15 protein-coding genes are annotated in these 21,298 nt (G+C 70.1%); 9 read left to right on the top strand and 6 right to left on the bottom strand.

The genetic code is table 11. The annotated features are described in order from the left end of the window. Nucleotides 1-5: 5 nt before the first annotated feature. Nucleotides 6-1,562, bottom strand: coding sequence for an MFS transporter (locus tag ACWD02_RS10320; protein ID WP_451207034.1), 1,557 nt, complete (start codon nt 1,560-1,562; stop codon nt 6-8). Between the two features lie 127 nt (nt 1,563-1,689). Next, nucleotides 1,690-2,454, bottom strand: coding sequence for a PAQR family membrane homeostasis protein TrhA (gene trhA / locus ACWD02_RS10315; protein ID WP_451207031.1), 765 nt, complete (start codon nt 2,452-2,454; stop codon nt 1,690-1,692). 309 nt (nt 2,455-2,763) lie between these two features. Between trhA and ACWD02_RS10310 the strand changes: the two genes are divergently transcribed. Further along, nucleotides 2,764-4,617, top strand: a complete 1,854-nt coding sequence (locus ACWD02_RS10310; RefSeq protein WP_451207029.1) for a phosphoenolpyruvate carboxykinase (GTP) — start codon at nt 2,764-2,766, stop codon at nt 4,615-4,617. A gap of 229 nt (nt 4,618-4,846) precedes the next feature. Next, on the top strand, nt 4,847-6,565 hold the full coding sequence (locus ACWD02_RS10305) for an Ig-like domain repeat protein (protein WP_451207027.1): 1,719 nt from the start codon (nt 4,847-4,849) through the stop codon (nt 6,563-6,565). 51 nt (nt 6,566-6,616) lie between these two features. On the opposite strand, the gene ACWD02_RS10300 is transcribed toward ACWD02_RS10305, so the two are convergent. Together ACWD02_RS10300 and ACWD02_RS10295 are read right to left on the bottom strand one after the other, a co-directional pair. After that, a complete protein-coding gene (locus tag ACWD02_RS10300; protein WP_451207024.1) occupies nt 6,617-7,027 on the bottom strand; it encodes an SCO4983 family protein in 411 nt (136 codons plus the stop codon). A 167-nt stretch (nt 7,028-7,194) separates the two neighbouring features. Next, nucleotides 7,195-8,406, bottom strand: a complete 1,212-nt coding sequence (locus ACWD02_RS10295; protein ID WP_451207022.1) for a pyridoxal phosphate-dependent aminotransferase — start codon at nt 8,404-8,406, stop codon at nt 7,195-7,197. A 250-nt stretch (nt 8,407-8,656) separates the two neighbouring features. Here ACWD02_RS10295 and ACWD02_RS10290 point away from each other — a divergent pair, with 250 nt between their 5' ends. The 3 genes from ACWD02_RS10290 to ACWD02_RS10280 all read left to right on the top strand — a co-directional run bounded on the left by ACWD02_RS10290 (nt 8,657) and on the right by ACWD02_RS10280 (nt 11,493). Beyond that, complete coding sequence (locus ACWD02_RS10290) at nt 8,657-9,490, top strand: S1 family peptidase (RefSeq protein WP_451207019.1); 834 nt, start codon at nt 8,657-8,659, stop codon at nt 9,488-9,490. Between the two features lie 233 nt (nt 9,491-9,723). Further along, the gene (locus ACWD02_RS10285; RefSeq protein WP_451207016.1) at nt 9,724-10,605 is read left to right on the top strand and encodes a trypsin-like peptidase domain-containing protein; all 882 of its coding nucleotides are present in this window, start codon (nt 9,724-9,726) and stop codon (nt 10,603-10,605) included. A gap of 276 nt (nt 10,606-10,881) precedes the next feature. Then, complete coding sequence (locus ACWD02_RS10280; RefSeq protein WP_451207013.1) at nt 10,882-11,493, top strand: hypothetical protein; 612 nt, start codon at nt 10,882-10,884, stop codon at nt 11,491-11,493. Nucleotides 11,494-14,209: 2,716 nt separating this feature from the next. On the opposite strand, the gene ACWD02_RS10275 is transcribed toward ACWD02_RS10280, so the two are convergent. Together ACWD02_RS10275 and ACWD02_RS10270 are read right to left on the bottom strand one after the other, a co-directional pair. Then, nucleotides 14,210-15,808 (bottom strand): N-acyl-D-amino-acid deacylase family protein, encoded by a 1,599-nt coding sequence (locus ACWD02_RS10275; RefSeq protein ID WP_451207009.1) that lies wholly within the window; start codon nt 15,806-15,808, stop codon nt 14,210-14,212. Between the two features lie 138 nt (nt 15,809-15,946). Continuing rightward, nucleotides 15,947-17,254 (bottom strand): amino acid deaminase, encoded by a 1,308-nt coding sequence (locus ACWD02_RS10270; RefSeq protein WP_451207005.1) that lies wholly within the window; start codon nt 17,252-17,254, stop codon nt 15,947-15,949. Between the two features lie 165 nt (nt 17,255-17,419). Here ACWD02_RS10270 and ACWD02_RS10265 point away from each other — a divergent pair, with 165 nt between their 5' ends. The 4 genes from ACWD02_RS10265 to ACWD02_RS10250 all read left to right on the top strand — a co-directional run bounded on the left by ACWD02_RS10265 (nt 17,420) and on the right by ACWD02_RS10250 (nt 21,251). Further along, complete coding sequence (locus tag ACWD02_RS10265; RefSeq protein ID WP_451207469.1) at nt 17,420-18,454, top strand: sugar kinase; 1,035 nt, start codon at nt 17,420-17,422, stop codon at nt 18,452-18,454. Next, on the top strand, nt 18,451-19,209 hold the full coding sequence (locus tag ACWD02_RS10260; RefSeq protein ID WP_361055395.1) for an IclR family transcriptional regulator: 759 nt from the start codon (nt 18,451-18,453) through the stop codon (nt 19,207-19,209). Before ACWD02_RS10265 ends, ACWD02_RS10260 begins: the two co-directional genes overlap by 4 nt. Before the next feature lie 7 nt (nt 19,210-19,216). After that, nucleotides 19,217-19,630, top strand: coding sequence for a RidA family protein (locus tag ACWD02_RS10255; RefSeq protein ID WP_062770654.1), 414 nt, complete (start codon nt 19,217-19,219; stop codon nt 19,628-19,630). A gap of 127 nt (nt 19,631-19,757) precedes the next feature. Continuing rightward, the gene (locus ACWD02_RS10250; RefSeq protein WP_451207001.1) at nt 19,758-21,251 is read left to right on the top strand and encodes a GntP family permease; all 1,494 of its coding nucleotides are present in this window, start codon (nt 19,758-19,760) and stop codon (nt 21,249-21,251) included. Nucleotides 21,252-21,298 lie beyond the last annotated feature (47 nt).

The following is a 21,298-nucleotide window of genomic DNA, read 5'->3' as shown; positions in this document are numbered from 1 at the left end:
GGCGCTCATTGTCGGGCATCCTCCGGCTGCCGTGCCATGTCGGCGTCGTCCGGCGGCGGGGGAGCCTTCGGCAGCAGGGCCGCCACCAGCAGCGCGGTGACCAGCGCCGCGATGCCGCTGACGAGGAGGACGGTCACCATGCCGTCGATGTACGCCTCATTGGCGGAGTCGGCCAGCCGCGAGATCCCCAGCCGTTCGGCGACCGCGTGGGCGGCCACCACCGACTCGCCCGCGGCGTCCGCCGCCGCGTCCGGGATCTTGCCGGTGTCGAGGCGGTCGACGTACACGCCGGAGAGCAGCGAGCCGAGCAGCGCGATCCCGATGGCGCTGCCCACCTGCCGCACGGTCATCATGAGCCCGGCGCCGGAGCCCGCCCGCTCCACGGGAAGCGCTCCGAGGGCCGAGTCCATGGAGGGCACGACGGCGAAGCCGAAGCCGATGCCGGCGATGGTGAGCCACAGCGCGGTGAAGCCGTAGCCGGAGTCGGCCGTCGTACGGCTGCCGAGGATCGCCGCGAAGGCGAGCACGACCAGCCCGGCGCTGATCACCGCACGCGGGCCGAACTTCCGCACGACGGGCTCCGCGCCCCGCGACGCGATCAGCAGTCCGCCCATCATCGGCAGCATCCGCACACCGGTACCGAAGGCGTCATGGCCGAGCACCGCCTGAAGATACTGCGGAAGCACGAACATCAGGCCCGACAGGACGAACATGACGAGCGTCGCCGCGATCGTGTTGAGCAGGAAGCCTCGGTTGCGCAGCAGCGACATGTCCAGCATCGGGCGCGGCATCTTCCGCTCCCGCAGGACGAGCGCGGTGATCAGGACGGCCGCCCCGCCGAACATGCCGAGGATCAGCGGGTCGCCCCAGCCGCGTACGGGCGCCTCGATGATCCCGTAGATGAGCGCGCCGAGCCCGGCCGCGGTGAGCGCGGTGGAGGCGACGTCGACCTTCGGGGACGACGGGTCGGTCGTCTCCGGGAGCAGGAAGACGCAGGCCGTGATGCCGATCGCGACCATCGGGACGTTGATCAGGAAGATCGAACCCCACCAGAAGTGGTCCAGGAGCCAGCCGCCCACGATCGGCCCGAGCGGCGCGCCGAGCGCGGAGGCGGCCGAGACGATGCCGACGGCCTTGGTCCGCTCGCCGGGAGCGAAGAGCGCGGGCAGTACGGCCATGGCGAGGGGCATGACGAGCGCGCCGCCCATGCCCATGATCGCCCGGGCCACGACGACCAGCTCGACGGAGTCGACGAGGGTGCCGATCAGCGAGCCCACGAGGAAGATCCCGAGTCCGGTGATCAGCATCCTGCGGCGCCCGAACCGGTCGCCGAGGAGTCCGGCCGGAAGCATCAGGGCCGCGAACACGACGACGTACGCGTCCGCCATCCACTGTTGCTGGCCCGTACTCGCGTCCAGCTGCCCGGCCATCGTCGGCAGGGCGACGTTGAGGATCGTCATGTCGAAACCGAGCACGAGCATGCTCGCGACGAGGGCGGCGAGGGCCCACCAGCGGCGCGGGTCCTGCCGGTGCGTGGCGGACGAGTTTGTGACAGTGGCCATGAAATTGAGAGTAACTCTCAAATAGGAGTCACCGTCAAGTCGTACGAGCGCCGACGCGCCCAGGCGCACGCAAATGGCCGCGGCTCGAAAGCCGCGGCCATGAAAAGGGGAGAGGTCGGAAGCTGGTCTAGCCGTGCTGGTACGCCACCATGGAGATGCCCACGTAATGGACCGCGAAGGCGGCCAGCGTGAGGGAGTGGAAGACCTCGTGGAAGCCGAAGAACCGCGGGGACGGGTTGGGGCGCTTGATGCCGTAGATCACGCCGCCCGCGCTGTAGAGCAGGCCGCCCACGACCACCAGGACCAGTACGGCGATGCCGCCCGCGCGCAGGAAGTCGGGCAGGAAGAAGACCGCGGCCCAGCCCATCGCGATGTAGCACGGGGTGTAGAGCCAGCGCGGCGCGCCGACCCAGAAGACCCGGAAGAGGATGCCGGCCACCGCCGCTCCCCAGACGCCCCAGAGCAGCCACTGCCCCTTGGAGTCGGGCAGGAGCAGCATCGTCAGCGGGGTGTACGTGCCCGCGATGATCAGGAAGATGTTGGCGTGGTCGAGTCTGCGCAGCACGCCGTCCGCGCGTGGACCCCAGGTGCCCCGGTGGTAGATCGCGCTCACTCCGAAGAGCAGGCAGGCCGTCAGGACGTAGATCCCGCAGGCGATCCGCGCGCGGGTGGAATCCGTGAGCGCCATGAGCACGATGCCGGAGACGAGCACCGCGGGGAACATGCCCGCGTGCAGCCAGCCGCGCATCTTCGGCTTCACTTCTTCGAGATCGGGAAGCGGCAGGGCGTCGAGCACGGACGAGTTGGAGCCGGAGGCCGGGTCGGAGCCGGAGGTCGAGTCGCGGCCGGCGTCCTGGTTGTTCGTGATCGCGTCAGGGACGGGAGCGGTCATATCGGAATCGTACCTACGCAACCGTAAGTTAGGCATCAGTCATGGGGGAACCGTGGCGCACAAGTGGCGATGCTCACGGTGATACCCGAGCGTACAAGTGACGGATTCGTGGCCGGAAGGCCGACCTGGTGAGTGGCGATACTCACGCCGCTCACCTGTGAGGCCCTCTGGACATATGCGCGGATGCGTCGGATGATCAAATGAGTGCGGTCGGCACCGGATGAGCGCCAGAGGGAACAACACGTGAAGCGTCCGGGTCGCAGCCCCCACGGGGCAACAAACCTATAAACCCCTCGTATAGGAGCAATCGTGGCGCGCGACATCGCGGCTCCCCTTCTCTCAGAGACCCTGGGCACCGTTCCCACCAACCACCGGGAGCTCGTCTCCTGGGTGAACGAGATCGCCGAACTGACGCAGCCGGACAGCGTGGTCTGGTGTGACGGATCCGAGGCCGAGTACGAGCGCCTGTGCGAGGAGCTCGTCGCCAAGGGGACGTTCAAGAAGCTCGACCCGATCAAGCGCCCCAACTCGTACTACGCGGCCTCCGACCCGACCGACGTCGCGCGCGTCGAGGACCGCACCTTCATCTGCTCGGCGAAGGAAGAGGACGCGGGCCCGACCAACCACTGGAAGGCCCCCGCCGAGATGCGGGAGATCTTCCAGGGCTCGGGCGGCGAGGGCGGCGTCTTCCGCGGCTCGATGCGCGGCCGCACGATGTACGTCGTGCCGTTCTGCATGGGGCCGGTCGGCTCACCGCTGTCCGCCATCGGTGTGGAGATCACCGACTCCGCGTACGTGGCCGTCTCCATGCGCACCATGACCCGCATGGGTCAGGCCGTCCTGGACGAGCTCGGCGAGGACGGCTTCTTCGTGAAGGCCGTCCACACGCTCGGCGCGCCGCTCGAAGCGGGCGAGGCCGACGTGCCGTGGCCCTGCAACTCCACCAAGTACATCTCGCACTTCCCCGAGGACCGCGAGATCTGGTCGTTCGGCTCGGGCTACGGCGGCAACGCCCTGCTCGGCAAGAAGTGCTACGCCCTGCGCATCGCCTCCGTCATGGCGCGCGACGAGGGCTGGCTCGCCGAGCACATGCTGATCCTCAAGCTCACGCCCCCGCAGGGCGAGTCGAAGTACGTCGCGGCCGCGTTCCCGAGCGCCTGCGGCAAGACCAACCTCGCCATGCTGGAGCCGACGGTCCGCGGCTGGACGGTCGAGACCATCGGTGACGACATCGCCTGGATGCGCTTCGGCGAGGACGGCCGGCTCTACGCGATCAACCCCGAGGCCGGTTTCTTCGGCGTCGCGCCCGGCACCGGCGAGCACACCAACGCCAACGCCATGAAGACCCTGTGGGGCAACTCGGTCTTCACGAACGTCGCGCTCACCGACGACAACGACGTCTGGTGGGAGGGCATGACGGAGGAGACTCCCGCCCACCTCACCGACTGGAAGGGCAACGACTGGACGCCGGAATCCGGCGTCCCGGCGGCCCACCCGAACGCCCGCTTCACCACGCCCGCCTCGCAGTGCCCGATCATCGCGCCCGAGTGGGAGGACCCCAAGGGCGTGCCGATCTCGGCGATCCTCTTCGGCGGCCGTCGCGCCAGCGCGGTGCCGCTGGTGACGGAGTCCTTCAACTGGCAGCACGGCGTCTTCCTCGGCGCGAACGTGGCGAGCGAGAAGACCGCCGCGGCCGAGGGCAAGGTCGGCGAGCTGCGCCGCGACCCGTTCGCCATGCTGCCGTTCTGCGGCTACAACATGGGCGACTACATGGCCCACTGGGTCAAGGTCGGCGCGGACAAGCCCGACCAGTCCAAGCTGCCGAAGATCTACTACGTGAACTGGTTCCGGAAGAACGCCGACGGCAAGTTCGTGTGGCCCGGCTTCGGCGAGAACTCCCGCGTCCTGAAGTGGATCGTGGACCGGCTCGACGGCAAGGCGGAGGGCGTCGAGACGCCCATCGGCATCCTGCCGACCGTCGACTCGCTCGACACCGAGGGCCTCGACCTGGACAAGGCTGACCTGGAGTTTCTGCTCACGGTCGACAAGGAGGTCTGGCGCGACGAGGCCTCGCTGGTCCCCGAGCACCTGAACACCTTCGGCGACCACACGCCCAAGGAACTGTGGGACGAGTACCGCGCCCTGGTGCAGCGCCTCGGCTAGACGTTCCACCAGGCGTTCCGCGCATTCCGGATGAGCCCCGCACAACGGCGTGCGGGGCTCATCCGCGTATATGTGCGGGGCTCATCCGCGTATATCCGCATCTCGCATACGCCGCCTTCACATGCCCCTCACATGTTTCAATGACCCCACACGGGGGGCCGCTGATCGACGCGCGCCCCAAAAGAGCCTGTGGGGGGCCAAGTTGAAGCAATCTCAGCGGTTAAGACGTGTGACGGGTGCCGCGCTCGCGGTGGCTCTGAGCTCGGCCTGTCTGGTCGCCGTCACCGCACCCGCCGCGCACGCCGCCACTCCGTCGGACGAGGTGGCGAAGCTGCCGATCTCCTCGTTCGGGGCGATGGTGGTGGACGACACGCACGAGCGGGTCTACGTCACCGACGGGAACAAGGGCGGCAGCGGGGCGAGCGCCGTCCTGGTCTACAACTTCGCGGGGCAGCGCGTCGGTTCGCTCGCCACCGATCAGCCGGCGTCCGGCATGGCGCTCAGCGCGGACGGGGCGACCCTGCACGTGTCGCAGTCCAACCGCATCCTGACGTTCGACACGGCGACCCAGACCAGGACCGGTGCCTCGGGCACGAACTTCGATGTCACCTGCGGCCGGGAGGTGGCCGTCGCGGGCGGCAAGACGTGGTTCACGGAGACGCCGTACACCGGCAGCTCGTACTGCGAAAGGCCCGACAACACCGCCCTGCTCTACCAGGTGAAGGACGCCTCGTACGTCAACACCGGCTGGAACAGCGAGGGACGGCTGAAGATCGAGTCGGGTCCCGGGGCCCCGGACCGGCTCATCATGGGGCAGGCGGGCGTGAACAGCGCGGCCAACGCGTTCGTCGCCACCTTCGACGCGAGCGGCGCCAACCTGGTGCGCGGCCCGCAGCGGCGCTTCGCGGACGCCGAGGGCAAGGGCGCGCTCGATCTCAAGGACCTCGCCCAGAGCGCCGACGGCAAGCGGATCGCCGTCGCCGACGCGGCGTACGGCACCCGGCTGCTCGACGCCTCCGACCTGGCGGACGCGCCGACCGGCTATCAGTCGCTGCCCGAGGGCGCGAAGGCTTCGGCGGTGGCGTTCAGCGGGGACGGAAAGTACGTGGCGCGCGGCGCGGTCGCCTCCGGCAGCGTCTCCGACCTGCTGATCCAGCCCGCCGACCCGGCGGACGGCACCACCCCGATGGAGTTCGCCTTCGAGGGGGAGCTCGACGGTTCGCGGGTCGTGCCGCGCGGCCTCGACTGGTCCAAGGACGGCTCACGGCTCTTCGCGGTGACCTCGGACGGCGGCTACAACCACTGGCTGCACGTCATCAAGCCGCCGGCCGCCCAGTACGACTCGCGCTTCACCGGCACCCTGAGCACCACGCCGTCGAAGCCCGTCGTCGGTGAACCGCTCGGCATCCGCGGCAAGCTGGAGCTGGACGGTCCCGCGCCAGCGGAGCCGGTGAAGGTGGAGGCGGTCCGCAAGGACGCGGACGGCACGACGGAGGTGGCCCCCGCCAAGGTCGCAGCCGACGGCAGCTTCACCGTCCTGGACGTACCGGACCGGCTCGGCGAGGCGACGTACACGCTGCGGTTCCTCGGCGATGTCACGCACCGTCCTGCCGAGGACGTCACGCTCACCGTCGACGTGGCGAAGGCGCCGACCTCGATCGAGCTGACGGCGCCCGCCGAGGCCACCCGCACGGGTGGCGTCGAGATCACCGGGAAGCTGACCGGGCAGGGGCGCTCGCTGCCCTCCGGGATCGCCCTGAAGGTGACGAGGACCGACCGTTTCGGCACGACGGGCGAGCTGACGTCGGCGTCGGTCGCGGCCGACGGCACGTTCAAGGTCAAGGACCTGCCGAACAAGCGGGGCAAGACCGTCTACGCCGTCAGCTACGAGGGCGACGACCTGCACTCGGGCTCGTCGGCGGAGGCGACGGTGCGGGTGACCGGCTGATCAGGTAGGTGGCGCCCGGTCCGCGGCCTCGCCGGCCGCGGACCGGGGCCGTCAGTGGGCGCCGACGAGGTGCGCGGCGCCGGCGTGCGCGTCCATGCGGTGGGCGGCGAGAATCGCCGCCGCCGTGTCGGCGCGGGACGCGGCCACCACCAGGGCGCGGCCCGCGAGGGCGTGGGCGCGCTGGTGCAGGGCGGTGAGGTGCGGTTCGTGAATCGCGGTCACCACGGCCGAACGGACGGGCGCAAGCCCGCCACGCAGCCGGGCCACCTCGGACGACAGCTGCTCGGCGGCGTCATCCAGGTCGGTGGAGGGCGCGAGGGCGCGCAGCTCGTCCGTGACGGCGAGCAGCGCCGCCAGATGCGCGGCGAGCTGGATGTCCAGCTCCTCCTCGCGGGAGCGGTGCGGGAAGTCGCCCGGGTCGGCCATGGCATGGACCGACTTGGTGCGGATCGGCTCGTACATGGGATGGCCTCCTGGCGGGTAGCTTGAAAGCCATCCTACATTAGATTCTGTCTAAAGTTGAGTCGGGCTGCTTCTGGAGGACCTGGCGGCCTGTAGGCCTGTAGGGCCCGGCGGGTCTGGAGGCCTGTAGGCCTGTAGGGCCCGGCGGGTCTGGCGGGTCTGGAGGCCTAGGGCTGGCTGTAGCCGTCCAGGAAGTTGCCGATGCGGGTCACGGCCTCGGCCAGGTCCGTCGCCGTGGGCAGCGTGACGACCCGGAAGTGATCGGGCTCCGGCCAGTTGAAACCGGTGCCGTGCACGACCATGATCTTCTCGGCGCGGAGCAGGTCGAGCACCATCTGCCGGTCGTCCTTGATCTTGAAGACCTTCGGGTCGAGCCGCGGGAAGAGGTAGAGCGACCCCTTCGGTTTCACGCAGCTCACGCCGGGGATCTGCGTCAGCAGGTCGTACGCCGTGTCGCGCTGCTCCACGAGCCGCCCGCCCGGAAGCACGAGGTCGTTGATCGTCTGCCGTCCGCTGAGCGCGGCGACCACGCCGTGCTGGCCCGGCATGTTCGCGCACAGGCGCATGTTGGCGAGGATCGTCAGGCCCTCGATGTACGAGGACGCGTGCGCCTTCGGGCCCGAGATGGCCACCCAGCCGACGCGGTAACCGGCCACCCGGTACGCCTTCGACATGCCGTTGAAGGTGAGGGTGAGCAGGTCGGGGGCGATGGCGGCGGTGGGGGTGTGGACCGCGTCGTCGTAGAGGATCTTGTCGTAGATCTCGTCCGAGCAGACCAGGAGATTGTGGCGCCGCGCGATGTCGGTCAGGCCGCGCAGCATGTCCTCGCTGTACACGGCGCCCGTCGGGTTGTTCGGGTTGATGATCACGAGCGCCTTGGTGCGGTCGGTCACCTTGCGCTCGATGTCGGCGAGGTCCGGCATCCAGTCCGCCTGCTCGTCGCAGCGGTAGTGCACGGCCGTGCCGCCGGAGAGCGAGACCGCGGCCGTCCACAGCGGATAGTCCGGCGCCGGTACGAGGACCTCGTCGCCGTCGTCGAGCAGGCCCTGCATGGCCATGACGATGAGTTCGGAGACGCCGTTGCCGATGAAGACGTGCTCGACGTCGGTCTCGATGCCCAGGGTCTGGTTGTGCATGACCACCGCGCGGCGGGCGGCGAGGAGGCCCTTCGCGTCGCCGTAGCCGTGCGCGTCGCCGACGTTGCGGAGGATGTCCTCCAGGATCTCCGGCGGGCACTCGAACCCGAAGGCCGCGGGGTTGCCGGTGTTGAGCTTCAGGATGCGGTGGCCCGCCGCTTCCAGCCGCATCGCCTCCTCGAGCACCGGGCCCCGGATCTCGTAACAGACGTTGGCGAGCTTTGTCGACTGGATGACCTGCATGTCCGCGAGCTTACGGCCGCGTAAGGAGAGCCGCCTCGTGTTTTGCGCCACGTCGGGCCGGGGAGTGTCTCCCGGCCGTGTGGCGGGAGGTGAACGGGCTCGGTGCGACTCACCTCTGACCCGGGAGTGTCCTCTCAGCGGTCAGTTGTGTCCGCATGCGGTCTTGTTCTCGCGGGCGAGTACCCCCAACAATGCGCATGACAAAACCGAAGCAACTTCGGTCACATAGTCAACAGAGGGGACCCCCCACATGCACAAGCCTCTCGTCGTCGCGTGCTTCTCCGCCCTGCTCCTCGGAGCAACGGCGGTGCCCGCGACGGCCGTCAGCGACGAACGGCCCGTGAAGGCGAAGGCGGTTGACTTCGCGGGCACCGTGGCGCTGAGCAACTGTTCCGGCTCCGTCGTCCGGGTGCCGGACTCGCAGCCGGGCGACCCGGCGCTCGTGATGTCCAACGGCCACTGCCTGGAGGCCGGCTTCCCGGCGCCCGGCGAGGTCGTCGTCGACAAGCCGTCGTCGCGCAGCTTCACCCTGCTCGACGCCGGTGGCGGCGACGCGGGCACGGTCAAGGCGAGCAAGATCGCCTACGGCACTATGACGGACACCGACCTCTCGCTCTACGAACTCACCAGCACCTACAGCGAGATCGAGAGCCAGTTCGGCATCAAGGCGCTGGAGCTGAACGCGGCGCGGCCGGAGCAGGGCAAGGCGATCACCGTCGCGTCCGGCTACTGGAAGAAGATGTACAAGTGCAGCATCGACGGCTTCGCCCACCGTCTCAAGGAGGGGAACTGGACCTGGAAGGACTCGGTCCGCTACACCCCCGACTGCAAGACGATCGGCGGCACTTCGGGCTCCCCGGTGATCGATGACGCGACCGGCAAGGTCGTCGCCGTCAACAACACCGGCAACGAGAGCGGCGAGGAGTGCACGGACAACAACCCGTGCGAGGTTGACGAGAACGGCAAGGTGACGGTTCGCGAGGGCATCAACTACGCCCAGCAGACGTACGGCGTGGTGCCGTGCGTCGCCCCCGGCAACAAGATCGACCTGAGCCGCGAGGGCTGCGAGCTGCCCAAGCCGTAAGGCTGCTGCGGTCCACGGCGGGACCGCCCTTCCCGGCGGTCCCGCCGAATTGTCAAGAGTTCTCACCCCTTGTCCCCCTCAATGGGCCCCCCGAAGAATGCCCATGACAACCACACAGGGCACAGCCGCTAAGACAGGGCACAGCCAACAAGTCAGGGCACAGCCAGCAAGTCAGGGCAGAGCCAACAAGTCAGGGCTCAGCCAACAAGACAGCTACAAGGGGGGCTCCACACATGAAGAAGGCTCTCGCGGGCGGCTTACTCGCCCTCACCCTCGTAGGGTTCGGCTCCGCACCGGCCGTCGCGGCTCCGGACAGCGCACCGTCCGCACCGTCGACGCGGGCGGCGGGGGAGGCTGCCGCGAAGAAGAGCGTCGACTTCGCCGGAACCGTCGCACTCAGCAACTGCTCGGGCTCCGTCGTCCGCGTGCCGCAGTCGAAGGCGGACGACCCCGCGCTCGTCCTCTCCAACGGCCACTGCCTGGAGAGCGGATTCCCGGCGGCCGGCGAGGTCATCGTCGACCAGCCGTCCACCCGCACCTTCAAGCTGCTCGACGCGAAGGGCGCGGAGAAGGCGACGCTCACGGCGAGCAAGATCTCGTACGCGACGATGACCGACACCGACATCTCGCTCTACCAACTCACCACCAGTTACGCCGACATCAAGAAGAAGTACGGCATCAAGGCGCTGGAGATCGAGGACGCCCACCCGGTCAAGAAGCGGGCGATCACCGTCGTCTCCGGGTACTGGAAGAAGACGTACACCTGCAAGATCGACGGCTTCGCGTACCGGCTCAAGGAAGGCGAGTGGACCTGGAAGGACTCCGTCCGCTACACCCCCGAGTGCCAGACGATCGGCGGCACGTCCGGCTCACCGGTGATCGACCACAAGACCGGCAAGGTCACCGCGGTCAACAACACGGGGAACGAGGACGGCGAACGCTGCACCCTCAACAACCCCTGTGAGGTCGACCGCCGCGGCAACGTGACGGTTCGACAGGGCATCAACTACGCCCAGCAGACGTACGGGATCGTGCCCTGCGTCGGACACGACAGCAAGATCGACCTGGGCCGGAAGGGCTGCAAGCTGCCGCGTCCGGCGGCCGTCACCCCGTAAGGCGGCTTCCGAGCGCTGCCACCCTGCGGGGCGCCTCCGGGGTGCCTCCGGGGGTGGCAGCGCTACGGCGGGAACGGCGAAGGGGGGGCCGGCGAAGGTGGGGCCGGCGAAGGGGGGCTTCCCGTGGGGCCGGTCTTGCCGTGGGGCCGGTTTCGCCGGTGGGGCCGGTCTTGCCGAGCGCAACCGGACGGGCCGCCACCTGGTGACGCGCCACCCTGGCGGTGAGACGTTGCCCGCGCACCTGCCGGACGGGCCGGCGGGGACGAGGGGGTCGTCATGACCAGGATGATCGGCAAGGTGGAGTACGCGAACGACGCCACGGAAGCACTTCAGCTGCTGAAGGCATACAGCGCCCAGATCGGCCTGCCCTGGGGAGTGATCGGCCAGCGTCAGCGGGACGCCTCGGTTCGTATCGCGTGGGTCGAGGACAAGTACAACGGTCTGGACGCGGCCAAGAAGACTCTTGAGGACGACCTGATCGAACAGCGGCGCGGGGAGCGGGTGGCGGAGCGCAAGGCGGCGATCGCGGACCAGGGCGGCGCCCTGGTGAAGGCGGTCGGGGCCAAGACGACCGCCGGCGAGCTCATCGACCAGTGCAAGCACCGCTACGAGCAGGCCAGTCCGCCCGACTTCACCTTCGGGCCCGACATGTCGGAGGACGACTACGCCGCCTTCCGCGTGGAATGGCGGGAGGCCGGAGAACTCGCCGACACCCGCAACTTCGACCAGTTCACCGATTTCCGGGCACTGAAGATCCAGGACAAGGGGGCGCTCGGCAAAGGCCAGGTCGGAGACACCCTGGACACGCGCCGCTGGCAGGGCAACGTATTCCTGACGGTCCTCGGCGCGGAGTTCAACGCCCACATCAACATCCGGAAGAAGTCGTAGTAGCGGGGGGCTTTGCGCGGACGTGGCCGGGAGCCTTGCTGGGCCGGGGGCGTTGTTTCGTACCGGGCCTGGGGCTTCGGGCGGGCCGGGGGCTTCGATCGGTACCGGGGCCATCCGGTTGTCGCGAGGTTGGTGGTTACGGGCCGGGAGTCAAGGGCGCTCCGCTGCGCTACGCGTCGGCTGCGCCGATTCCGCTGCGCTCCACCCTTGACACCCACCCCTCCACCACGCGAGGGAAGACGACCGGACGGCCCAGGGGGCGAGACTCTCGACCACTCCCGTTACGTGGACCGGCTTGCGTGCCGGGCGCGGACTGGTTCTTCCGGGGCGGGCCGGGGGTGGCACGGTGCGCGACCGGCCCCGGGGACCGGTGCCGGTCTCGTCAAGCGTGTGCGGACTGGTTCGTCGCAGGGCGCCCGGGGGGTGGAGGGGTGCGCGGCCAGCCCCGGGGCTGGGTGACGGTTTCGTCGGGCGGGCGCGGACTTATTCGTCGCAGGGCACCCAGAGGTGGCAAGGTGCGCAGCCGGCTCGGGAAGTGGTGGCGGTCCCGTCAAGCGGATGCCGACTGGTTCGTCGCGGGGCGCCCGGGATGGCACGGTGTGCGACCGGCCCAGGGTTGGGTGGCGGTCTCACCAAGCGGATGCGGCCTGGTTCGTGGCGGGGCGCCGGAGGAGTGGAGGGGTGCGCGGCCAGCCCCGGGGACGGGTGAGGGTTTCGTCAAGCGGGGGCGGACTGGTTCGTCGCGGGGCGTCCCTGGGTGGCAGGGTGCGCGGTCGACCCGGGGAGGGGTGGCGGTTTCGTCGAGCGGATGCGGGCCGGTTTGTCGCGGGACGCCCGGCGGTGGAGAGGCGCGGTGGGTCTGGTAGGGACTGCCGGTTCCGTCTAGCGCTCGCGAGCCGGTTTGTTGCGGGGGGAATGTCGGGGGGTTGGGTGGCGGGTCGCGGGTGGGCAGGCGACTGGCCCAGGCCGGAGGGCAGTGTGTGTGGGGGTGGGGGGAGTCGGAGGGCTGTGGCGGGGAAGGTCGGCGACCGGGTATCGGGGCTGCGGGGGCTGTGTCGGCTCGCGGAGATTGCGCAGGAGGCGGGGGTTGCGGGGGTGGGGTGTGCCGAGGCTGGGGGTCCGGCACCTAATTCGCGGAAGGCGCGTTGGCCAACTTGCGCGCCCCCTGACTGTCAGAACGCAACCTTCCCAAAGTAGGTCCCGCCCCAGGCACCGCAACCTCCCTGCCGTTCGGCTCGGCTCGGCTCGGCTCGGTTGGGGCCGGTCCCGCTCTCGTGCCCTTCCGATACGCATCGGTTCGGCCCCGACCTCGGGCCCTTGCGACGCGTCACGGGCGCGATGTGCAATAAAGTCCCAGGAATCGCGCCCCAGAGCCCCTTCTCGCGGGAATTTGTTGCATTCGGCGCCGTCCGGGGTGCACTTCGGCGACTGGCAGGCCGACGCGAGAGGCCCCGGCGAGACATCTCGGCGAGAGGTCGGTCTGGCGGGAGCCCGCGAGGGGCGACGCAACCAGAACGGGAAACCGGCCCGCAGAGACGTCCGCTCGACCAATGCGCCGCCACCTCTCCCTGCACCGCCACCGCCGCACCTGGCGCCCGCCCCGCGACGAACCGGCCCGCACCCGCTTGACGAGACCGCTTCCGACCCCATCTGGCCGCGCGCCTCTCCGCCCCGGGCGCCCTGCGACGAACTGGTCCGCGCCCGCTCGGCGAGACCGTCACCTGTCCCCGATCCGGCCGCGCACGTCTCTACTTCTGGGCGCCCTGCGACGAATTAGTCCGCGTCCGCTTGACGAAACCGTCACCCGGCCCCGGTCTGGCCGCGCACCCTGCCAATCCGGGCGTCCCGAGACGAACCGGCCCGCGCCCGCCTGACGAGATTGACAGTCCCTACCGGGCCGGCCGCGCGCCTCTCCGCCTTCCGGCGCCCCGCGACAAACTGGCTCGCGCCCGCTTGGCGAGACCGCCACCCGTCCCCGGGCCGGCCGCGCACCTGCCGCCCTGGGGCGCCTTGCGACGAACTAGTCCGCATCCGCTTGACGAGACCGCCACCCCTCCCCGGGCCGGTCGCGCACCCTGCCATCCCCGGGCGTCCCGCCACGAACCGGCCCGCGCTCGCTTGACGAGACCGACAGTCCTTACCGAACCGGTCGCGCGCCTCTCCACTCCAGGGCGCCCGCGACGAACCAGTCGGCATCCGCTTGGCGAGACCGCCACCACTTCCCGAGCCGGTCGCGCACCGTGCCACCTCTGGGCGCCCTGCGACGAACCAGTCCGCACACGCTTGCTGAGACCGGCACCTGTCCCCGGGCCGGCTGCGCACCGTGCCACCCCCGGCCCGCCCCGGAAGAACCAGTCCGCGCCCGGCGCGCAAACCGGTCCACGTAGCGGGAGTGGTCGAGAGTCTCGCTCCTTGGGCCGTCCGGTCGTCTTCCCTCGCGTGGTGGAGGGGTGGGTGTCAAGGGTGGAGCGCAGCGGAATCGGCGTAGCCGACGCGACGTAGGAGCGCCCTTGACTCCCGGCCCGTAACCACCAACCTCGGGACAACCGGATGGCCCCGGCCACCCTCAACGCCCCCGGCCCAGCAAGGCTTTGGGTGGTGTCCGCGCAAACCCCCAGCCGCGCCCGCGCAGGGACCCCCCTCGCGATGAAGTATGGCCGCCCGTCCCGCGGCAGTGGGTGCTTCGCGTTCGAGGGGGAGGGGGAGACCGCGCCGCTTAGGGAGTTCGGCGGATTGAGCGGCCCGCGAGGGTGTTCGTGCGTTGGCCGTTCTTCATCACGAACTTGCCGTCGATCAGGACGTGCGGGATGCCCGTCGGGAGGGTGCGGGGAGCGTCGAAGGTGGAGCCCGCCGCGACCGTGTCCGGGTCGAAGAGGACCAGGTCGGCGCGGTAGCCCTCGCGTACGAGGCCTCGGTCGGGGAGGCGGAGGCGGGCCGCGGGGCGTGACGTGAGGTGGGCGACGCACTCCTCCAGGGTGAGGACGCCGAGTTCGCGTACGTAGCGGCCGAGGTACTGCGGGAACGTGCCGTACGCGCGCGGGTGCGGCTTGAAGCCCTGCAGGATGCCGTCGCTGCCGCCCGTGTGCACGCGGTGGCGCATGATCGCCCGGACGTTCTCCTCGTGGCCGACGTGCTGGAGGATCGTCGAGCCGAGTTTGTCGTTGATGAGGAGGCGGCGCGCGGTGACCCAGGGTTCTTCACCGCGCTGCTCGGCGGACTGGGCGACCGTCTTGCCGACGCAGGAGGCGAGCCCCGGGTCGGAGACGCCGGAGATCTCGATCTTGTCCCACTCGATCGGCACGCCGTGACAGCCGTCGGCGCCGATGACCTCCATGTGGTGGCGGATCTTCTCGGCGGTCCCGTCGTCCTGTAGGCGGGCGAGAATCGCGTCGGGGCCGCCCTCGCTGGCCCAGCTCGGCAGCATGGCGACGAGCGTCGTGCAGCCGGGGGTGTAGGGGTAGGTGTCCAGGGTGATGTCGGCGCCGCCGGCGAGCGCGGTGTCCAGGAGCGCGAGCAGGTCGGGCGCCTTGCCCTTGTTCACGCCGAAGTTCATGGTGGCGTGCGCCAGGTGGAGCGGGCAGTTCGCGGTGCGGGTGAGGTTGACCATCTCCTCGTACGCCTGGAGGGCGCCGGCGCCGTAACTGCGGTGGTGGGGGCAGTAGTAGCCCTTGTACTGGGCCACCACCTTGCAGAGCTCGGTCAGTTCGGAGTCGTCGGCGTACATGCCGGGGGTGTAGGTGAGGCCCGACGACATGCCGACGGCGCCCTGCTCCATGCCCTCGGCGACGAGCTGCTTCATCCGCTCGACCTCGGCGGGGCTCGCCGGGCGGTCGTCCCAGCCGACGGCGTACATGCGAACGGCGCCCTGCGGGATGAGGTAGGCCGCGTTGACGGCGGTGCCCTGCCGGTCGAGGCGGTCCAGGTACTCGCCGACCGTGCGCCAGTCGAAGTCGATGTCGCTGCCGTCGCCGTTCCAGCCGGTGATGGCCTGGCGGACCTGGGCGAGGGTGCGGTCGTCGACGGGGGCATAGCTCAGGCCGTCCTGGCCGATGACCTCCAGGGTCACGCCCTGGGCGGCCTTCGCGCTGTGGTCCGGGTCGCGGAGGAGGGCGAGGTCGCTGTGCGCGTGCATGTCGATGAAACCGGGGGCCAGGGCGAGGCCTTGGGCGTCCACTGTCGTGGCCCCCGTGAGACGGGGGCCTTCGCCCTCCTTGCGGATCTCGGTGATCCGCCCCTCGTGTACGCCGACGTCGGCTCGGTACGAGGCACCTCCGGTGCCGTCGATGACGCGTGCGTCCCGGATCACCAGGTCCATGGAGGTGCCTCTCTCTTAGCTTGGTTGTGCGCTGTGTTGTGCACCCCGGCTGCCGGGTGCACCCCGGCCTCCGGCCGGGTTGTTGTTAAGGGGGGTGCCCCCGCCGCCCCCCGCTGCGGGGCCCCCAGGACCCAGGGGTCAGAAATAGGTGCGGATGTACTCCGTGACCGTGCCGTCCGCCTCGACCAGGGGAATCAACTGCCACTTGTCGAAGGACGTGCAGGGGTGGGAAAGACCCAGGCCCACCCAGTCACCCACGGCAAGATCCGCCTCCGGAGTGGTCCGCACCCACCCGTGCTGATCGGAGAGGCCCGTCACCGTGACCCCCGTCGCGGGCCGGTCCACCCCGTCCCGGTGGACGACCTGCGCCTCGGGCAGGTCGATGTCGTACGCCGCGTCCCGCTTGCCCGCGTTCGTGAACGCCTGCTCGGGCGTGGGCCGCGACACCACCTGCGTCCAGAGGCGGAACGCCGGGTGCAGCGCGCCCTCGTCCGGGATGCGGTTGAACGGCGTCAAGTGACGGTAGTGGCCGTCGTCATGGGAGACGTACGCCCCGGAGCGGAGCAACTTCAGTACCGGCGCCGACAGTTCGGGGATCTCCTCGAAGACGTCCGCGACGGCGTCGAACCACGCGCTGCCGCCCGCGCTGACGACGATCTCGTCGAGGTCCGCGAACCGGTTCGCCTTGTCGAACTCGACGGCGAGCGCGGTGAGTCGCCCGAGCCAGGCACGCACCCGCTCGGGCGTCGCCTCCGGGACCTCGCCCTCGTACCCGGCGACGCCCACCAGACGCAGCGTGTCCGCGGCGGCGACCGCGTTGGCGATCTCCACGCACTCGGTCTCCGTACGCACGCCGGTGCGCGCCCCGTCACCCGCACCGAGCTCCACCACGACGTCGACGGGACGCGTCGCGCCCGCCTCGCGCAGAGCGGCGTCCATCAGGGCGACGCCGGGGACGGAGTCGACGTAACAGATGAAGCGGAAGGAGGGGTCCGCCGCCAGCTCGCCCGCGATCCAGCGCAGCGCCGCCGCGTCCACCAGCTCGTTGGCGAGGAAGATCCGCTCGATGCCGTAGGCGCGCGCCACCCGCACCTGGTGCGGCACGGCCAGGGTGATGCCCCACGCGCCCCGCTCCAGCTGGCGGGCGAAGAGCTGCGGCGCCATGGACGTCTTGCCGTGCGGGGCGAAGGCGAGACCGTGCCGCTCGGAGTACGCCTCCATCAGCGCGAGGTTGTGCTCGAGGCGCTCGGCGGAGAGGGCGAGGACGGGGGTGGTGAAACCGCCCGTGAAGAGGTTACGGCGCTGGGCCGCGAGCTCGCCGACCGTAAGGCCCTCCGCGTCCGGCGGAAGGCCCTTGAAGCGGTGATCGACCCGCTCGTCCGCGAGCCGGTCGAGCTCCCGGGCAAGACGTCCGGCGGAGCGGTCGGCTGCGTTGTCGGCGGCCATGGCGCCTCCTCGAAAAGGTGCGTTGCATTATGTGCAACGGTCATTGCGTATGTCGCTTACTGCTGTCTAACATCCGAGCCAACGCCGGGTCAACGGATCCGGGCAGTCGGTTGGCAGTCGTCGAGGGGCAGGAAGATCGTGACCGCAGAGGCCGCGCAGGCAGCGATGGACGCGCAGGCAGCAGTGGACGTCGTCGCGCTCGGCGAGTCCATGGTCACCTTCCTGCCCTCACGCGCCGGACGCCTCGCCGACGTCCCCTCCTTCGGCCGCGGGATCGGCGGCGCCGAGTCGAACGTCGTCTGCGCGCTCGCCGCCGCCGGGCACCGCACCCGCTGGGTCAGCCGCGTCGGCGCCGACGGCTTCGGGGACCACCTCGTCGAGGCGATCGCCCGCTACGGCGTGGACACCGGGTCCGTGGGACGTGACCCGCACCGCCCCACCGGCATCTACTTCCGCACCGCCGACGACCGCGACACCGACGCCCACGAGGTCCTCTACTACCGCGCGGGATCGGCCGCCTCCGCGATGTCCACGGCCAACGTCGATCAGGCCGCACTGCGCTCCGGGCGCCTCCTGCACCTGTCCGGCATCACCGCCGCACTCTCCGCGGACTGCCTGGACCTGCTGCGCGCCCTCACCGATGCGGCGACCGGGGCGGACGGCGTCTCCTTCGACGTCAACCACCGCCCGGGCCTGTGGCCGGACGGCGGCCAGGAGGTGCTCCTCGACCTCGCGCGCGGCGCCGACCTCGTCTTCGTCGGCGAGGACGAGGCCGCCGAGGCCTGGGGCATCACCGGCGGCCCGGACGCGATCCGCGCCGCGCTGCCCGAGCCGCAGCTCCTCGTCGTCAAGCGGGGCGCGGACGGCGCCGTCGCCTACGGCACCGGGGGCAGCCGGTACGAGGAGCCCGCACCCCGCGTCGACGTCGTCGCGGCAGTCGGCGCCGGTGACGCCTTCGCCGCCGGGTTCCTCTCCGCGACGCTGCGGGGGCTTCCCGTGGGCCTGCGGCTGCGCCACGGCCACCTCATGGCCGCCGCCGCCCTCACCGTCCCCGGCGACCTCGCCACGCCCCCGTCGCGGGACCACGCCGACCGTCTCGCCGCCCTCGACGCCGCCGCCTGGGGGAGACTGCACCTCGGCCCCGGCTGGACGGACGGCGTCCCCGTGAACACTGAGGCCAAGGAGGAGGCACGTACATGAGCCAGACCGTCGACCGCGCCCTGTCCATCCTGCCGCTGCTCGCCGAAGGCCCGGCCGATCTCGGCCAGGTCGCCGAGCGCCTCGAAGTGCACAAGTCCACCGCCCTGCGACTCCTTCGCACGCTGCACGAACACGGCCTGGTCTACCGCCAGTCCGACCAGCGCTACCGCCTGGGCGCCCGCCTCTTCGCGCTCGCCCAGGAGGCCGTCGAGAACCTCGACGTACGCGAGATCGCACACCCCCACCTCCTCGCCCTCAACGAGAAGTGCGGCCACACCGTGCACCTCGCGGTCTACGAGGAGCAGGAAGTCCTCTACATCGACAAGGTCGAGAGCCGCTATCCGGTGCGGATGTACTCGCGCATCGGGAAGCCGGTGGCGATCACCGTCGCCGCCGTCGCCAAGCTGCTGATCTCCGACTTTCCCGAGGCCGAGCGCCGCGCGATCGCGGAGAAGCTCGACTACCCCACATACACGTCCCGTTCGACGCCCAACGCCGCCGCGTTCCTCAAGGAACTGAGCGCCGTGCGCGAACAGGGCTGGGCCACCGACCTCGGTGGTCACGAGGAGTCCATCAACTGCATCGGGGCCCCCATCCGCGGTGCGGACGGCCGGGTCGTCGCCGCCATGTCGGTCTCCGCGCCGAATGTCGTCGTCACCGCCGACGAACTCCTCACGCTGCTCCCGCTGGTGCGCCGTACGGCGGACGCCATCAGCCGGGAGTACTCCGGCAAGTCACCCCTCAAGGAAGCCTGAGCACGTCATGACCACCGAGAAGACCGCTCTCACCCCGGCCACCCACACCACTCCGCCCGCGAAGTTCTCCCACGGCGTCAAGAAGGGCAACATCCTTCAGGTCGCCGGTCAGGTCGGCTTCCTCCCCGCCGAGGAGGGCAAGGCCCCCACCCCCGCGGGCCCGACCCTGCGCGAGCAGACCCTCCAGACGTTCGCCAACGTCAAGGCGATCCTCGAAGAAGGTGGCGCGACCTGGGACGACGTGATGATGATGCGCGTCTACCTCACGGACGTGGACCACTTCGCCGAGATGAACGAGATCTACAACGCGTACTTCGAGGAGCAGGGCCTCAAGGCCCCCGCCTCGGCCCGCACCACGGTCTACGTGGGCCTGCCCAAGGGTCTGCTCATCGAGATCGACGCGCTCGCCGTCCTGAGCTGACGCGGCCCGTCCCTCTGATCCAAATCCCGCAAGCCGCTAGTCGTCACGGCGCGGTGCCAACTCCCCCCGAGGCGCCGCGCCGTGATCCCCCCTGCCCTGAAAGCCCCATGCACTTACGAGGTCAAAGATGTCCCCGTCGTCCCCCTTCGCCGCGCTCGCGGCCGCCGCCCCCGCCGAGGAACCACCCCACACCGGCGGAATCCTCACCCTGATCGACGGCACCGCCGGTCTGCTGACCGTCGCCGCGCTCGGCATCGTGCTCCTGCTCTTCCTGATCATCAAGGTCAGGCTGCAGCCCTTCGTGGCGCTGCTCGCGGTGTCCATAGTCGTCGGCCTCTCGGCCGGCCTCTCCGTCACCGAACTCTTCGGCACGGTCCAGAAGTCCGACGCGGTCTCCGTCATCGAGTCCGGCATGGGCGGCATCCTCGGCCATGTGGCGATCATCATCGGCCTCGGCACGATGCTCGGCGCGATCCTCGAAGTCTCGGGCGGCGCCGAGGTGCTGGCATCGCGCCTCCTGGGCCTCTTCGGTGAGAAGCGCGCCCCGCTGGCGATGGGCCTGACGGGTCTGATCTTCGGTATCCCCGTCTTCTTCGACGTCGGCATCTTCGTCCTCGCGCCGATCGTGTACGCCGCCGCCAAGCGCAGCGGCAAGTCGATCCTGCTCTACTGCCTGCCCCTGCTCGCGGGTCTGTCGATGACCCACGCGTTCCTGCCCCCGCACCCCGGCCCGGTGGCCGCCGCCGGTCTGCTCAAGGTGGACCTCGGCTGGGTCATCCTGATGGGCATCGTCTGCGGCATCCCGGCCGTCATCGCCGCCTGGGTCTACTCCGCCTGGATCGGCAAGCGCATCTTCGTGCCCGTCCCGCAGGACATGGTCGAGGCCGCCGACGAGGCGCGCCAGGCGGTCGTCGCCGAGCAGCGTGCGGCCGGCGTCGAGCCGCGCGAGAAGCCGGTGCCCCTCGCCATGGTCTTCGCGATCATCGGAACGCCGCTGTTCCTGATCCTCCTCGCGACCTTCTCGTCGATCGCCTTCGACCCCTCGACCCTCCGCTCGGTCATCGAGTTCTTCGGCAGCCCCTTCGTCGCCCTGACGATCGCCCTGCTGATGGCGTACTACCTGCTCGGCATCCGGCGCGGCTGGTCCCGCAAGTCCCTGGAGACGGTGTCGACCTCGTCCCTGAAGCCGGTCGGCAACATCCTCCTGGTGGTCGGCGCCGGCGGGATCTTCGGCGCGGTCCTCAAGGCGAGCGGCGTGGCCAAGGCCCTCTCGGACACGTTCCAGGACGTCGGCCTGCCGATCATCGTCCTCGCCTACCTGCTCTCCCTGGTGCTCCGTGTCGCCCAGGGCTCGGCGACGGTGGCGATCGTGACGACGGCGGGCATCGTGGCCCCGCTCCTCGCCGAGGGCGACCACTCGCAGGCGTTCGTCGCCCTGGTCATCATGGCGATCTCGGCGGGCTCGATCTTCGCCTCGCACGTGAACGACGGCGGCTTCTGGATGGTGGCGAAGTACTTCGGCATCTCGGAGCGGGACACGCTGAAGACGTGGACGGTCCTGGAGTCGGTGCTGTCGCTGGCCGGGTTCGCGGTCGCGGCCGTGGTGAGCCTGTTCGTGTAGCCGGTCGTTTGGCTGTTCGTGCAGCCGCACCACTTCTCCTTCTCCTA

It is taken from the genome of Streptomyces sp. NPDC002853 (assembly GCF_053591915.1).
Note: the sequence above shows the minus strand (reverse complement) of the source record. Positions and strands in the feature narration are given on the sequence as shown.

Coding starts and splice junctions, on each gene's coding strand:
- ACWD02_RS10295 (WP_451207022.1), bottom strand. CDS start 8,406: ATGCAGGTCATCCAGTCGACAAAGCTCGCCAACGTCTGTTACGAGATC.
- trhA (WP_451207031.1), bottom strand. CDS start 2,454: ATGACCGCTCCCGTCCCTGACGCGATCACGAACAACCAGGACGCCGGC.
- ACWD02_RS10260 (WP_361055395.1), top strand. CDS start 18,451: ATGAGCCAGACCGTCGACCGCGCCCTGTCCATCCTGCCGCTGCTCGCC.
- ACWD02_RS10300 (WP_451207024.1), bottom strand. CDS start 7,027: ATGTACGAGCCGATCCGCACCAAGTCGGTCCATGCCATGGCCGACCCG.
- ACWD02_RS10280 (WP_451207013.1), top strand. CDS start 10,882: ATGACCAGGATGATCGGCAAGGTGGAGTACGCGAACGACGCCACGGAA.
- ACWD02_RS10290 (WP_451207019.1), top strand. CDS start 8,657: ATGCACAAGCCTCTCGTCGTCGCGTGCTTCTCCGCCCTGCTCCTCGGA.
- ACWD02_RS10270 (WP_451207005.1), bottom strand. CDS start 17,254: ATGGCCGCCGACAACGCAGCCGACCGCTCCGCCGGACGTCTTGCCCGG.
- ACWD02_RS10285 (WP_451207016.1), top strand. CDS start 9,724: ATGAAGAAGGCTCTCGCGGGCGGCTTACTCGCCCTCACCCTCGTAGGG.
- ACWD02_RS10275 (WP_451207009.1), bottom strand. CDS start 15,808: ATGGACCTGGTGATCCGGGACGCACGCGTCATCGACGGCACCGGAGGT.
- ACWD02_RS10320 (WP_451207034.1), bottom strand. CDS start 1,562: ATGGCCACTGTCACAAACTCGTCCGCCACGCACCGGCAGGACCCGCGC.
- ACWD02_RS10250 (WP_451207001.1), top strand. CDS start 19,758: ATGTCCCCGTCGTCCCCCTTCGCCGCGCTCGCGGCCGCCGCCCCCGCC.
- ACWD02_RS10265 (WP_451207469.1), top strand. CDS start 17,420: ATGGACGCGCAGGCAGCAGTGGACGTCGTCGCGCTCGGCGAGTCCATG.
- ACWD02_RS10255 (WP_062770654.1), top strand. CDS start 19,217: ATGACCACCGAGAAGACCGCTCTCACCCCGGCCACCCACACCACTCCG.